Source organism: Lysinibacillus fusiformis, from assembly GCF_016925635.1.
In the GTDB taxonomy this organism is placed as follows: Bacteria; Bacillota; Bacilli; order Bacillales_A; family Planococcaceae; genus Lysinibacillus; species Lysinibacillus fusiformis_F.
In genome coordinates this window covers 2,089,135-2,103,772 of sequence record NZ_CP070490.1, presented here as the reverse complement: position 1 = coordinate 2,103,772, position 14,638 = coordinate 2,089,135, and the positions used below count along the sequence as shown (strand labels likewise).

13 protein-coding genes and 3 riboswitches are annotated in these 14,638 nt (G+C 37.6%); of the genes, 2 read left to right on the top strand and 11 right to left on the bottom strand.

Annotation, left to right across the window (positions count from 1 at the left end; translation table 11 throughout):
- Positions 1-64: 64 nt before the first annotated feature.
- Positions 65-166: riboswitch (purine riboswitch) on the bottom strand.
- A 164-nt stretch (positions 167-330) separates the two neighbouring features.
- From JTI58_RS10350 to JTI58_RS10330, 5 genes are all read right to left on the bottom strand, one after another.
- On the bottom strand, positions 331-2,154 hold the full coding sequence (locus JTI58_RS10350; RefSeq protein ID WP_205446512.1) for an APC family permease: 1,824 nt from the start codon (positions 2,152-2,154) through the stop codon (positions 331-333).
- A 118-nt stretch (positions 2,155-2,272) separates the two neighbouring features.
- A riboswitch (cyclic di-AMP (ydaO/yuaA leader) is annotated at positions 2,273-2,422 on the bottom strand.
- A gap of 190 nt (positions 2,423-2,612) precedes the next feature.
- Positions 2,613-3,137: a PepSY domain-containing protein gene (locus JTI58_RS10345; protein WP_205446511.1), complete on the bottom strand. Its 525-nt coding sequence runs from the start codon at positions 3,135-3,137 to the stop codon at positions 2,613-2,615.
- 90 nt (positions 3,138-3,227) lie between these two features.
- Positions 3,228-3,899, bottom strand: coding sequence for a PepSY domain-containing protein (locus JTI58_RS10340; protein WP_205446510.1), 672 nt, complete (start codon positions 3,897-3,899; stop codon positions 3,228-3,230).
- Complete coding sequence (locus JTI58_RS10335) at positions 3,896-5,191, bottom strand: sensor histidine kinase (RefSeq protein WP_205446509.1); 1,296 nt, start codon at positions 5,189-5,191, stop codon at positions 3,896-3,898. Before JTI58_RS10335 ends, JTI58_RS10340 begins: the two co-directional genes overlap by 4 nt.
- Positions 5,181-5,876 carry a response regulator transcription factor gene (locus tag JTI58_RS10330; RefSeq protein WP_205446508.1) on the bottom strand — a complete coding sequence of 232 codons (696 nt, stop codon included), beginning with the start codon at positions 5,874-5,876 and terminating at the stop codon, positions 5,181-5,183. Before JTI58_RS10330 ends, JTI58_RS10335 begins: the two co-directional genes overlap by 11 nt.
- Before the next feature lie 210 nt (positions 5,877-6,086).
- Between JTI58_RS10330 and JTI58_RS10325 the strand changes: the two genes are divergently transcribed.
- On the top strand, positions 6,087-7,352 hold the full coding sequence (locus JTI58_RS10325; RefSeq protein WP_205446507.1) for an Nramp family divalent metal transporter: 1,266 nt from the start codon (positions 6,087-6,089) through the stop codon (positions 7,350-7,352).
- Positions 7,353-7,398: 46 nt separating this feature from the next.
- Here JTI58_RS10325 and JTI58_RS10320 read toward each other — a convergent pair whose 3' ends face one another.
- The 5 genes from JTI58_RS10320 to JTI58_RS10300 form a co-directional block, all read right to left on the bottom strand.
- Positions 7,399-8,088 (bottom strand): ABC transporter permease, encoded by a 690-nt coding sequence (locus tag JTI58_RS10320; protein ID WP_205446506.1) that lies wholly within the window; start codon positions 8,086-8,088, stop codon positions 7,399-7,401.
- Positions 8,081-9,004: an ABC transporter ATP-binding protein gene (locus tag JTI58_RS10315; protein WP_205446505.1), complete on the bottom strand. Its 924-nt coding sequence runs from the start codon at positions 9,002-9,004 to the stop codon at positions 8,081-8,083. The genes JTI58_RS10320 and JTI58_RS10315 overlap by 8 nt, the downstream gene beginning before the upstream one ends.
- Before the next feature lie 130 nt (positions 9,005-9,134).
- The gene (locus tag JTI58_RS10310) at positions 9,135-10,070 is read right to left on the bottom strand and encodes a sensor histidine kinase (protein WP_205446504.1); all 936 of its coding nucleotides are present in this window, start codon (positions 10,068-10,070) and stop codon (positions 9,135-9,137) included.
- A gap of 4 nt (positions 10,071-10,074) precedes the next feature.
- Complete coding sequence (locus JTI58_RS10305) at positions 10,075-10,767, bottom strand: response regulator transcription factor (protein ID WP_279381329.1); 693 nt, start codon at positions 10,765-10,767, stop codon at positions 10,075-10,077.
- A gap of 154 nt (positions 10,768-10,921) precedes the next feature.
- Positions 10,922-12,385 carry an amino acid permease gene (locus JTI58_RS10300; protein WP_205446502.1) on the bottom strand — a complete coding sequence of 488 codons (1,464 nt, stop codon included), beginning with the start codon at positions 12,383-12,385 and terminating at the stop codon, positions 10,922-10,924.
- An 82-nt stretch (positions 12,386-12,467) separates the two neighbouring features.
- Positions 12,468-12,644, bottom strand: a riboswitch (Lysine riboswitch).
- A 178-nt stretch (positions 12,645-12,822) separates the two neighbouring features.
- Here JTI58_RS10300 and JTI58_RS10295 point away from each other — a divergent pair.
- On the top strand, positions 12,823-14,031 hold the full coding sequence (locus tag JTI58_RS10295; protein WP_205446501.1) for a CynX/NimT family MFS transporter: 1,209 nt from the start codon (positions 12,823-12,825) through the stop codon (positions 14,029-14,031).
- A 69-nt stretch (positions 14,032-14,100) separates the two neighbouring features.
- Here JTI58_RS10295 and JTI58_RS10290 read toward each other — a convergent pair whose 3' ends face one another.
- Positions 14,101-14,631, bottom strand: coding sequence for a hypothetical protein (locus tag JTI58_RS10290; protein ID WP_205446500.1), 531 nt, complete (start codon positions 14,629-14,631; stop codon positions 14,101-14,103).
- Positions 14,632-14,638: the final 7 nt, after the last annotated feature.

The window sequence follows — 14,638 nt, the reverse complement described above, 5'->3', positions numbered from 1 at the left end:
TGGAGCAAAGCATTCAGCGTAAAAACGTCGAAATGAATAGAAAACATCATTAAAATTGAAGCTCTCTAAAAGCATTGCTACCCATAGTCGATTCATTTACGGTAAATCGGTAGAAACTTGCGAGCCCTATTCTCGCTATTATATGAGTGGATTTGTATGAAACTATCAGAATAACCAATTTATCACTTTATTCGGTAAGAGCTACTATCTCTCACTAAAAAAAGTTTGATTTTTCGGAATTTAATGGTATTCTGTAACTTTTTAATTGTAAACGTTCGTGTTTTCAATCAACGTACTGATTATAACAGACTATTTTCTAGCTTGCTAGCATTATTTTGATAAATGAAAAGGTACTGTCATAATGACGACATTTCTGTGAAATAACAGTGTCGTACGAATGAGAAGACTCGATTGGTTGTGTAGCATATGGTGCCAGCCTTTTTTCGGTAAAAATTGAGGGATAACAACCGTTACTTTATGACCTGTCTTCGTACATTGATGTTCAACTTTATCAATAAATTTAATCAATGGCTGTGTAATGCTGCGATATGGTGAATAGTAAGTAACTAACCGTACATCAGGTTGCCATGCGTTCCACTTCTCTTCAAAGGCTTTTGCATCTGCTTGATCGAAAGCTACATAAAAGGCGATCACTTTATCCACCTTAAGTGATTTAGCATAATGTAGGGAATTTTCAACCACCTTCGTTATACCAGCTACTGGCACAATGAAAACATTCCCCTCAATAGTAGCCAGCTCCTCATGATTCAATCTTAACTGTTCTCCAACGGCTTGATAATGGTGCTTAATACGATGGAATACAAAAATTATAATTGGTAAAAAGATAAACACAGGCCAAACTTGAGGCATTTTTGTCACAAAAAACATCATTGCCACGATGAAAGAGATAGCTGCTCCTATTGTATTGATTGTAAATCTCGCTACCCAACCTTTTGGTTTTTCGCGCCACCATTTTCGCATCATTCCCGTTTGCGCTAATGTAAAGGGAATAAATACCCCTACTGCATAAAGCGGAATTAAATGCTCTGTGGCCCCGTCAAATAGTATAATTAAAACAATGGCTGCAACACCTAGCATTAAAATGCCATTTGAATAGCCAAGACGATCCCCTCGAATTTGGAAGATTCTTGGGATAAAACCATCCTTCGATAAATTCACAGCAAGCAATGGGAAGGCTGAATATCCTGTGTTTGCTGCAAGTACTAATATCATTGCCGTAGTTCCCTGTACAATATAATAAAGGAAATTGCGACCAATACTAGCTTCTGCTAGCTGGGATACTACTGTTGCTTCTGCTGTTGGTGCAACCCCATAAAAGTAAGATAGGCTAACAATCCCGATGAATAAAACGGCTAAAATGGCGCCCATTGCTAAAAGCGTTTTAGCAGCATTATTAGGGGCAGGATTTCTAAAATTAGGAATTGCGTTAGAAATGGCCTCTACCCCTGTTAAGGCTGAGCTTCCTGAGGCAAATGCCTTTAATAAAATAAATAGGCTAATCCCTGCCACTGGTGTGCCAATCTTTGGATGTAGCTCTGCTGGCACCTGCCCAGTTGCCACATTGTAAAGTCCAATCCCAATTAACAATAGCATAACGCCTACAAATAGATAGACTGGATACGCCAAGATAGAGGCTGACTCCGTTACACCTCGCAAGTTTAAAATCGTTAAGAAAATCACAAAAATGATAGCAATGGGTACATTGTAAGGGTGAAGACTTGGGAATGCCGATGTAATGGCATCTGTTCCTGCCGACACACTTACTGCTACCGTTAAAATATAATCAACAAGCAAAGAGCCCCCAGCTACAAGACCTGCATTCACGCCTAAATTCTCTCGTGATACGACATAGGCGCCTCCCCCATGTGGATAGGCGAAGATAACCTGACGATAGGATAAAATCAGTGCCACAAGTAGAACAACCACTCCAGCGGCAATAGGTAAGGAATACCAAAATGCCATTGTACCTACCGTCATCAGGACAATTAAAATTTGTTCTGGCCCATAGGCTACTGATGACAACGCATCAGACGATAATATGGCCAATGCCTTTGTTTTACTTAGCTTTTGTTCCCCTAACGCATCGGATCTTAATGGTTTACCGATTACATAACGTTTGAATGAGGATTTCATTGATAAACACCTTCTAGTTTCATAGAATGTGTTTCGCCTTTCTAAATAACATCAAAAAACGCCTACAAGTCATCACTAAATAAGACTTGTAGACGCTCATCCGTCTGCCAAGCTCCACTTTTCTGCTCTTAACGCTTACGAGGTTAGCTGTCGGATTCGGGCCTGAGTAGCCCTACTCCTCCAAATGGAAGAGATTCACCCCAAGAATGGCTATGCCATCCGTCAAAATTGGTTCCCCCGCGTCTAGTTGCTTCAGCGATTTAGAAATTTGAAACTTTTATAATGATGTCATATTACGCCTGCCGATTAAAAAAGTAAAGAAGAAAATTTTTCTTTTTTTTGAGCAAAAGCATAGGCTTAAAATAACCGCTTCTTAAATAAAATTTCTTGAATACCCGCAGTATATACAACAAAAACTGCCTTAAAAGTATGTTCTACCTTTAAGACAGTTCATTAAATTAGTCATCATAGCCTTGTTCAAAGTCGATAATGTTCCCAGAGACTGCATCTACTTCTACTTCGTATTCATATTGACCGTCTTTCAGTTCAATTTCATATACACCATCATCGAGCTTAATTTTTGTCACTGTGCCCTTTGCTTTCGTTTGGGCTGTCTTGATAGCCTGCTCTTTTGTAATTATTTTTGTTGTCGTGGTGGTAGTTGGAATTTGATCATCCCAATCATCATCATCTAGACGTTCTTTTTTCTGTTTGAGTAATTTTCCACTAAAAGCATCAAACTTTAAATCATATTCTTCTGTATCTGTATGCACCTCTACTTCATAAATAGAGCTAAACTGGTTTTGGTCAAATTCGATATTTGCCACTGTACCATCAACTACTGCTAGAGCTTTCTTCTCAATTTTCTGCATTGATAAAACCTTTTTTTCTTGGGCATTTCCTGATAATAAAGTCGTCGAGCCAATCGCTGCTCCCACCCCAAGAGTAATTACTAGTGCTGGAATCATAATCATTTTTTTCATGTTCATCTCTCCTTTGTTTTATCTAAACTTAGCTTACCAAGTGAAGATGATAGAACTATAAGAGGAACATTAGAATTTCATGAGAATGATTTATTGATCGTCATCCCATGTAACAGACAACACCTTCCCTGAAACAGCATGAATTTGAAAAGTAGCTTCGTCCTCCTGTGTTTCGATTTCAACTAAATAGTAACCACCCTCTGAGGTTTCCTCAAAATCAACTGAATCGACTTCACCCTTTAATTGCTTAAGAGCTATTTGAATGGCCTGCTGTTCAGTAATAATAGGCTCTTCGATAGATTGTCCTTGTGTCTCAACCTTTCTCTCTGCCAGTACATCACCAGTATAACCATCAAGCGTTAAATCCTTTTGTATTTTCTCATTTTCAACACGCACAGTATAAACGGAATCCGTTAGCATAACACTTTCTACATCACCATATTCCTTTTTAACCATTTGTCTGATCTGCTTTTCTGTTAACAGTAATTTACTTTGGCCTTCTTTCATTATTAGATTAGTTACCTGCTGTGTCGTAACATCAAGTATGGCCGCATATTTAACATTCTCCCGCGTAAATAGCATTTCAAAGGTATTTCCTTGTTTCTTCACTTGTGTAACATGACCATTATAGATTGTTTCAATATGGCGAACAGCCTCCGCTTCACTAAGAGGTTGAACGTAAAAATAACGATTTTGAATAAACCAAATTACTCCACTACAAAGAAGGATAATAACAACAATTATCAACATCCACTTTTTCATTGCTGTCCCTCCTTCGGTATACATAAAGTAAAGCTTGAGCCTTCCCCTAGCTTACTTTTCACATCTATCGTTATACCCAATTGTTGTGCCAGCTCATGTGCTATTGCTAGCCCTAGCCCTGAACCGCCTGTCTTACGATTACGATCCTCTGTTACACGATAAAAACGCTCAAACAAATGAGGAATATGCTCTGCAGGAATACCCATACCAAAATCTTGGATGGTAATACGTACTTGATTAGTTGTTTCTGTGGCTAGAATACGTATTTCATCCTCACTATATTTCCTCGCATTATCAAGCAAAATAAAGAGTAGTTGCTTCAATATTTTTTCATCACTATAAATAAATCTTGGAATCGTCGCATCCATTCTAAATGTTCGATGATATGCCTGCTCCATTTGTGAAGCTACTTTATTTAAGAACGGGGCAAGCTCTAGCTGCTCGAAATGAACGTCCAAATGCTCATTATTTTTAGCTAGTTCTAGCAATTGCAGCACCATTTCATGCATACGAGATGATTCATTAGCAATGGCTTGTAAGGATTCCTGAGCAACCTCCCGATTATCAAAACCTCTTCTTAGGAGTAATTTTGCATAGCTTTCAATAACAGTTATAGGTGTTTTCAACTCATGGGAGGCGTTTGACACAAATTCTTGTTGCTTTTGATAATGCTGCTCAAGCTTCTCCATCATCATATTGAAAGTACGATTAATATTTGTTAACTCGTCTCCACCTTTTTCTGCGATATCTATTTTTTCATATTTCCCAGTAGATGCACTTTTGCGCATGGTCTCATTTAAACGTTCTAGCGGTAATAAAATAAGACGCCCAAGTACTAAGCTTGCTAGGAAAATCGGAACTGTAGCCATAACCGATACAACAATCAATATGACCTTTAACAAATCTAATGTCCGCTCTACTTCTTCCATAGATTGCTGTAATGTTATGTCCACAACCGTTCCGTCTATCCAAATAGCAGGCATTGTGTAGGTAATAGAAGGACCTTCTTGCATTTCAAGAGTAGCCTGAACCTTTGTTTTCAAACGCTCACCTTCATAAATATAGACAGCGCCATCTGTTGGCATATATGCTCTTAATACTTGCTGTAGGTTGGTTTGTGCATTTAACTGACTCAGTGTAGCGCCTAAATCATTTGCCCGTGTCTGGAGCTGATTATATTCCGTATCGTAGGCAAATTTCTCATACAACAAATAAATTCCACTATTTGTTGCCACTACTATAACTAGCATTAGCAATGTTGTTAGTAGATGAATTTTTGTTTTAAGTCTCATAACTGTGTTCCTTTAGCACATACCCAACACCTCGAACCGTTTGAATAAGAGGTGTAGCATTGGCAGCTTCAAGCTTTTGACGGACATAACGTATATAAACATCCACAACATTTGTATCCCCATAATAATCATAGCCCCACACAGCCTCTAGTATTTGCTCTCTTGTCAGTACTTGTTTGGGATGTTTCAGTAAATAGAACAGCAAATCATATTCACGGGGTGTCAGCTGAATTTCCTTATCAAAATAGACAACTTCCCTTGTTTGCTCGTTTATCGATAAATGGCCAAATGTAAGGGCAACTTGCTTTGGACTGACCTTCTGCGAAAATCGTAAAGCATTGCGAATACGTGCCAGCAGCTCCTCAATTTCAAAAGGCTTTGTCACATAATCATTGGCTCCTAAATCCAAGCCCTTTACCTTATCCTCTACCTCGCTTTTGGCAGTCAACATGATAACAGGCGTCTGGGATTCTGTTGCACGAATCCGCTTTAGCACATCAATACCGCTCATCTCAGGTAGCATGATATCAAGTAAAATTAAATCCCATTGCTGCTCACGGTATTGTAGTAAGCCTTCTGCTCCTGTATGGGCCATTTCTGCCTCATACCCTTCAAATTGAAGCTCCAGTTGTAGCACTCTGGCAATATTTTCTTCATCTTCAATAATTAAAATTCGATGCGTCATGTCGAATCCGTCCTTCGCCTTTTCTTTTCATCGTATACGATACAAGTGGTGAAAGTCTAATTAGAAAATGATGAGAATGACACATACTTATAAAGAAAGATAAAACAAACTACTTCACTTTTTTTATTCCTAGCGTTAGAATACTAATATCTTATTTTCCTATAGGAAACTTTATTTCGTTAATGATACTTTTTGAAACGAGGGAACAATATGGTTTACAAACGAGTCACAAAACCGGCTGCAGAGGCGGTTTTAGATGGAGATATAAAAGGTTGGCGACGATTTTTACCATTTTTAGGACCTGCTTTCATTGCAGCAGTCGCCTATATCGACCCTGGTAATTTTGCTACAAACATTACAGCAGGTTCTCAATACGGCTATTTGCTACTTTGGGTTATAGCCTTTTCTAATTTGATGGCCGTGTTAATTCAATCCCTGTCTGCCAAGCTTGGCATTGCGACAGGAAAGAATTTACCTGAAGTAGCACGCGAGCATTTTTCTAAAAAAACATCTATCTTTTTATGGATACAGGCTGAATTGGTCATCATTGCCACTGACCTCGCTGAATTTATCGGGGCAGCATTAGGGCTTTATTTACTTTTCAATATTCCTATGCTTCCCGCAGCATTGATTACAGCGGTGGGTTCATTCGCTATTTTAGAGCTGCAAAGAAGAGGATTTAGAGCCTTTGAGGCAGGTATCTCAGGCATGGTTTTAATTGTTGTATTAGCATTTGCCTTCCAAACATTTTTAGCCCAGCCAGCATGGGGCGATGTAGCCATTGGCATGTTCACGCCACACTTTGAAGGTGTAGATTCGCTATTACTAGCAACAGGTATTTTAGGTGCAACCGTTATGCCTCATGCTATTTACCTACATTCTTCGTTAACACAAAGTCGTATTATTGGTCGTAATGAGGCTGAAAAAAAACGTATTTTCCGTTTTGAATTTATCGATATTATCATCGCTATGATTATTGCTGGTGCCATCAATATGAGCATGCTCATTATTGCCGCAGCAGTATTCCACACACAAGGCATGGTAGTAGAAGATTTAGATGTAGCCTATAATGGCTTAAAAGAGGCGCTCGGTCCAATGGCAGCTATTTCCTTTGGCTTAGGTTTACTCATTGCAGGGCTAGCTAGCTCCTCTGTAGGAACTTTAGCAGGCGACGTAGTCATGCAAGGATTTATTCAAAGAAAAATACCACTTTATTTACGTAGAGCGATTACTATGGTGCCTCCGCTAGTCATTATTGCATCAGGGGTGAACGCAACCTATGCTCTCGTTCTAAGTCAGGTTGTGTTATCTTTCGGTATTGCATTTGCCCTGGTCCCACTTGTCATGTTTACAAGCAAACGAGACATCATGGGCAGTTTAGTCAATCATCGTATTACAACTATTTTAGGTTGGTTTGTAGTTGTCATCGTTGTGGCATTGAATATCTATTTACTGTGGGAAACAATATTTGCGTAATAAAAAGCCAGGTACTCTTAAAAATTGAGTACCTGGCTTTTTTCGATTAAACATCAACCTTCTCAACATTCCGTATGGCTAAATAGGCAATACCAAGACCCACGATTGCTAAAGTAATTGGAATAATAATAATATCGTTTAAAGTAAAGTTACCTGAATTAGACGAAGTTACAGATACAATGATAATAGATGAAATGATCGTTGTCGGTATGGAGTATTTTCTCATCCCGAAATACAATGGGATTAAAGCTATACCTGAGGCAGCTATCGCATTCATCAATATAGAAGGTATGTGCTGGATAATTAAAGAACTTGATAGTACATCAGGAATTAATTCATATCGATCGCTAATGACACAAAAAATTGTTGTAATAAGAGCATTGGAGATAATGATCATTGTGAATGTAAATAGCATGACAATGGCAAGCTTTGCGACCATTAATTTCTTTCTACTTATAGGATACATAAAGGCTAATGTGATGGTTTTAAATTTATATTCTCCGATGATTAACTTAGCTATTAACGTAGAAGCAAAAATAATAAAAACTGCTCTTACAAAGGAATCAATGACACTTAAAGCAACCTCATAATTTTCAAGCCCTGGATCTCCCTCTACTTTAGAAATAAATAAAATCATAAACAAAAACCCAAGAATAACAAAATTAGCAATAATGGCCCCTTTAACATAGGACCCTAAATGAAATTTTTTCATTTCTAAACGCATTAAATTAAGCATGAACAACGCCTCCATTGATTAGCTTTAAGAAATAATCCTCTAATGAACTTGTTTTTTTACTAATCTCCTCAATCTCAACGCCATGTTCAATTAATGCTCTAGATAGGGTTTGCTGGGATACTGTCGAGTCATAAATACGTATAGAGTTATCATCCATCAGCTTGAAATTAGTAATCTTCAATTCACTTTCAATAATAAACGCTGCCTTTTTCCCATCACTTACGATCACTTCCGTATAATTGACCTGATCACGATTGATTGTATCCATTGCTACCTCAGTGATGAGCCTACCATTCTTAATAACACCTATCGTATCGACCAATTGTTCTATTTCAGCCAGGATATGACTAGAAATAATAATGGTTATGCCATACTCCTTACAAAGCATCTTGAAAAGCTCTCTTAACTCCTTTATCCCTACTGGGTCCAATCCATTAATGGGTTCGTCTAATATAAGTAACTCTGGCTTTGTAATAATAGCTCGTGCAATGCCTAATCTCTGTTTCATCCCCAGAGAAAAATCTTTAACCTGCTTATTTTCTGTATTCGATAACTTTACTAAATTAAGAACATGCGCAATTTCTTTCTTATCATAATAACCCATGTATTCACAATGTAGTTCCAGAGTCTCACTAGCTGTTAATTTTTCATAGAAAATAGGATATTCAATAATTGATCCCATTCTTTTTAGTATTTCATAGGATCGGTCTGTCAATATCTCCCCTAAAATCTCTACATCCCCACTTGTAGGTTTCGTTAGATTAGTTAGCATCTTCATAACAGTGGTTTTACCCGCACCATTAGGACCTAAAAATCCATAAATCTCTCCCTTCTTAACGTTCATATTGACAGCAGAAACAACTTCTTTTCCATCGTAGACTTTCGTAAGCTGGTTTGTTTTTACAATGTATGTCATGTAATTCTCTCCCTCAATTGTGACTACGTTCATTATAAAAAATGAAACTCTCTATTTTATTACTGCATTCTTACAAATTTCTTAAGTAAAAAAGCCTGCAAAGCATTAAAGCTCTACAAGCATAAATGATTCAATACATCATTCGTTTTAACGAAATGGTAAAAATGGTTTTTTCATAGGGAATACTCGATAACCGAATGGAGCCATTCATTATTTCTACTAGTCGCTTTGTAATCGTTAGTCCCAAACCACTACCTTGGAAGGATTTATTTCGAGAATCCTCTAGTGTATACATCCTTTCAAAAACGCTATCGATATGATATTCATCAATGCCCTTGCCACAATCCCACACATCAATATCAATATTGGCTTCATCATTTCTTACGGTAATTCCAAGGACATGGCCATCTGCTCCATATGCAATAGCATTAGACAGTAGATTGTTTAAGGCTCTATCTAATGCTTCTTCATTACCGAGTGCATACATAGGGCGCTCTGGGATATCAATCTTAATATCTAATCCCATTGAAGTAACCAGATCATAAAAAGATAATATATTTTTACGACAGATTTCACTGACATTGATTTTAGTGATTGGATAATCTGTATCTCCAGCCTCTAATTTCGCCAGATCAAAAAATGTATGAATAATTTTTAATACTTCTAAAGTTTTAGCATGAACACCCGTAAGTAATCGTTGGCGTTCCTCCTCACTAATCGAGCTCTGAAGTTGAAGCATCTCAATATAGCCTAATACAACCGTTAAAGGCGTTTTAAGATCATGCGAAATGTTTGCCAACATCTTTTTCATGGAATTTTCCATTTTCTGATGTGTTGCTTGGATTTTTTGATGCTGATCTAGTACGGTATTCATTGTAATAAGTAACTGTTGAATTTCTGAATTTGTAGTTGCTACTAAAATCTTTTCATAAGTCTGTTCATTCACAATTACTTGTAATTTTCTATGCGTGTATTGGATAGTGCGATCTTGTTCCTTTTTGACTTTCCATTGAAAAATAATAATCCCGATTAGCAATACCACTATTAGTAATAGAAATATCATCATATTCTTAACCCTCAAACTTATAGCCGATTCCCCATAGGGTTTTAATATATAGAGGATTTGACGGGTCATCTTCTATTTTTTCTCGTAGTCTTCTTATATGTACATTTATAATATTTTCATCGCCGTAGTAAGCATCTTTCCATATCATCTGATAAATTTGCTCTTTGGTAAAAACCCGATGACGATTTGTCACAAACAACTTTAAAATAGAAAATTCCTTTGATGTCAGCTTTACCTCTTGCCCGTTCTTTGCTATTGAGTAATTAACAATATCTATCTTTAAATTATCAATTTCTAGGACATCTTGCTTTTGGTTATCCTGACTAGAGTATTTTGTAGCTCTTCTGATAACAGCCTTTACACGTGCCGAAAATTCTAGCATAGAAAAGGGTTTAGCAATATAATCATCTGCTCCTAATCCTAAGCCCAATGCTTTATCAACATCGCTGTCTTTTGCAGACATAATAATGATAGGAAGTGCTGCCTGCTCTCGAATAATCTTTAATACTTCTAATCCATTTAGTTTAGGAATCATAATATCTAGGATGACTAAATCAAAGGTATTTTCTAAACAACTTTGTAATGCTTCTTCGCCATTGGTCACTGTTGTGACAGAGAAACCTTCCATTGTTAAGTAATTATCGACCATTTCGCGAATGGCTTCATCATCTTCTACGAGTAAAATATGCTTTTGCACTATCATGCACCTCTCCCTGCCAACTCTAAATTTCCATATCTATATTACATTACCATATTTATGATGTTTATTTTGAGAGATTTTGTTCATGATTGTTGAAAAAGAGCTGTCCTATAAACCCATCACTCTTTGGTTTACAGAACAGCTCTATTATTTAATCTTCAACTTTTAAATCACAATCTTTAAGTGGCAGCATTTTGGTTTTGTGCTTTATTTTATAGCCAAACCATAGTGCTAAAAATAGTGGAATCCCAATATACGAAACAAGGATGCCATACCAATCAATTTTATCACCTGTAAAGGCTGTGTAATTTTGTCCAATGACTACGATCATACAAACGGTAAAAGCAAATAATGGTCCAAACGGATATAATTTGGCTTTATAAGGTAATAACTTTGGATCTAAGCCCTGTGCATCAAACGCTCGGCGGAAACGATAATGACTAAATGCAATACCCAGCCATGCAATAAAGCCTGACATTCCAGAGGCATTTAATAGCCAGATATAAACCACTCCATCACCAAAGAATGATGCTAAAAATGCTAAACAGCCTACAGCTAATGTTGCCATCAGTGCATAAATCGGAATACCTCGACGACTTAGCTTTGCGAAAAATTTAGGTGCATGTCCATCCACCGCTAATTGCCATAGCATACGAGAAGATGCATATAGGCCTGAATTTCCTGCTGACAGCATAGCCGTTAAAATAATGGCATTCATTAATGAAGCAGCAAAGGCAATACCTAGGCGGTCAAACACTAGTGTAAACGGTGATACTGCGATATCTTCTGATAATAAACGTTCATCTGTGAATGGAATCAGCATCCCAATTGCACCAATCGCTAAAATATAAAACAAAAGAATACGCCAAAATACAGATTTAACAGCCTTCGGAATATTTTTACCAGGATCATCTGTTTCACCAGCTGTAATTCCAAGTAATTCTGTCCCTTGAAATGAAAATCCAGCAGCTAGGAAAATACCAAATGTAGCAAGGAAGCCACCATGGAATGGCCCATCACTAATAAAGAAATTAGTGAAACCTACAGGAGCCTGCCCACCTAAAATACCAAAAATCATTAGTAAGCTAATGATAATAAAAACGATGACCGTTACTACCTTAATCATGGCAAACCAATATTCACTTTCACCATAACTTTTCACGGATAGTAAATTAAACGTCAGTACTACAACAATAAATAATACTGTCCAAAGTGCTGATGAGCTATCCGGGAACCAATATTTCATAATTAATGACACGGCAGCGATTTCTGCAGCAATTGTGATTGCCCAGTTATACCAATAGTTCCAGCCTAATGCAAATCCTAAAGCAGGATCTACAAATTTGGTTGCGTAGGTACTAAATGAACCTGATGATGGCATATACGCAGCCATTTCTCCTAAACTCGTCATTAAAAAATACACCATAATACCGATTAAGGCATAGGCCAGCAATGCACCTCCAGGTCCTGCCTGTGCAATAGCACCACCACTGGCTAAAAATAGCCCCGTACCGATAGTACCGCCTAAAGAAATCATTGTAATATGGCGGCTTTTTAATTCTTTTTTCAGCTTCGGTGCTTTATGACCAAGCTGATTTACTTTTATTTCACTCACGATATAGCTTCCTTCCTATTTATGAGGCAAAAAAATGCCATCACATATACACTGTGATGGCTACGTTAATCCTCAGTTTTTCCTACATGATAGCTCAACACGTTGTGCAAACGTGACAGTTCTGTTCCTTTCGGAGACAGCCCCAGCATGAGGTTTTCAAGTCCCCTCACACTTCGGCAATATTTCCTTTCAGCTAATTTCATCAATGCTTGTCATTTCAATTAGCATACTTATAAATATCGCGACCTCTACCTCAATACAAACATGAGGCATATAATTATTAAATTTATGATGTTTATTATACTAACATAAGACCATAGACATTTCAATATAACGGAAAATGTTCTGTATTTTATGAATCTTCTACTATTTTTAATAGTGTGATAAAGTGTTATAGTAGTTCAATTAGAATGGTTATGATTAGGGGGGATTTTATTTTGACTACAAATGATCATTCCGCTAGTTATCCTAGTAAAAAAATTAGCTGGAAAGGAACAACCTTACTTTTAGTTTTCGGAGTTATCTTTATAGCCTCTACATTACGAATGCCACTAACTGTTGTTGGCCCAATTATATCCTTTATCCGTGAAGATCTTGGGATATCTAATGTATTGGCAGGCTTTCTAACAACGATTCCATTGCTTGCTTTTGCTATTATATCTCCATTTGCACCAGTTGTAGCACGCAAACTAGGGCTTGAGCTAACATTATTTTTATCAACTTTTCTATTGGCCTTTGGGATTGTCCTACGTTCACTCGGTACAACAGAGTTACTTCTATTAGGTACTGTGCTAATTGGCGTAGCCATTTCTTTTGGAAATGTACTTATTCCAGGATTATTAAAATTAAAATTTCCATACCATGTCGGTTTATTGATGGCCTTTTTCACCATGTCCATGAATTTAACTGCTGGTCTTGGTGCTGGTATTAGCTATCCTATAGCCAATTCATCGTTAGGCTGGCAAGGTGCGCTGTCCATTGCACTCGTACTCGTTCTCGTTACAATCTTAATTTGGATACCTCAATTAAAATCAAATAAACCCGAACCAGTTACTACATCTAAAAAGACAGGTACACCTTTATGGAAATCACCTGTTACTTGGGCTGTCACAGGCGCAATGGGGTTACAGTCTTTATTATTCTACACGACTGCAGCTTGGATTCCCGAGATCTATATTGCCCAAGGACTAGCTCCTGACAAGGCCGGTTGGATGTTTTCCATCATGCAATTCTCACAAGTACCAATGGCTTTGGCTGTGCCTATAATTGCAGGTAAAATGACTTCACAACGCCCCCTTGTATTGATGTTTACATCCTTCTATTTAGTAGGCTTTGTTGGTGTTGTCATGGAATGGACTAGTCTTGGTGTACTGTGGATGGTCCTTCTAGGGTTAGCAGGAGGTTCTTCATTCGCCCTAGCAATGATGTTCTTCACTCTCCGCACTCGTACTGCATTTGAGGCAGCTGATTTATCAGGCTTTGCACAATCTTTGGGTTATTTATTTGCCGCAATTGGTCCTATTCTTTTTGGCTACTTGCATGATTTCTTTGGTGGCTGGAATATTGCGGGATGGCTCTTTGTCGTTGTGGCAATATTACTCTTCTTTTGCTCAATGAGAGCCTCCAAGGATGAATATGTGCATTAATAAATAAAGCAGATGGTTCAGGTTCCCCATCTGCTTTATTTCTATATGGTGTATACGTTTACGCATTGTTTAATGGTCAGCTTGCTGTAGTAATGTTAGCAATTCTGCAAGACATTCTTTTGCTTCATTACTATGAACTGTCATAGCAGAAAAAATAGGAATAGCCTCTTGTAGGAGTAAATAACTAAAATAATAATAGCCTACAAAAGCTTGCTGCCCATAGCCCTTTGGCGTTTCTTCCTCCCACTCCTGCTCATCATTGTCCTCATTTTCTGACCATAAATAGTTAGTATCTAATAGCTCCTGCATGGTTTCAACAGTATTGGCTGAGTCTAGATAATCCTTTGTAATAGCATGTGCCACAGCCAAATATAACTGTAATTCTTGTAAGGAGACATCCTCCGTATTTTTACTAGCTAGCTTTTTTAAAAGGAGCAGCAAAACCCAGGGTGTCACCTGCCATAGTGTACCTTGATGTTCAATTAACTCAGCTAGCTGTGGATATTGCTCCTGTTCAATCAGCTGAGGGATGGTTGTTCCTCTACCATAAGGTGTCGTCAATTGTCTCCATGGGATATTCGGGATTTGCTGGTCTAACATAATCAAC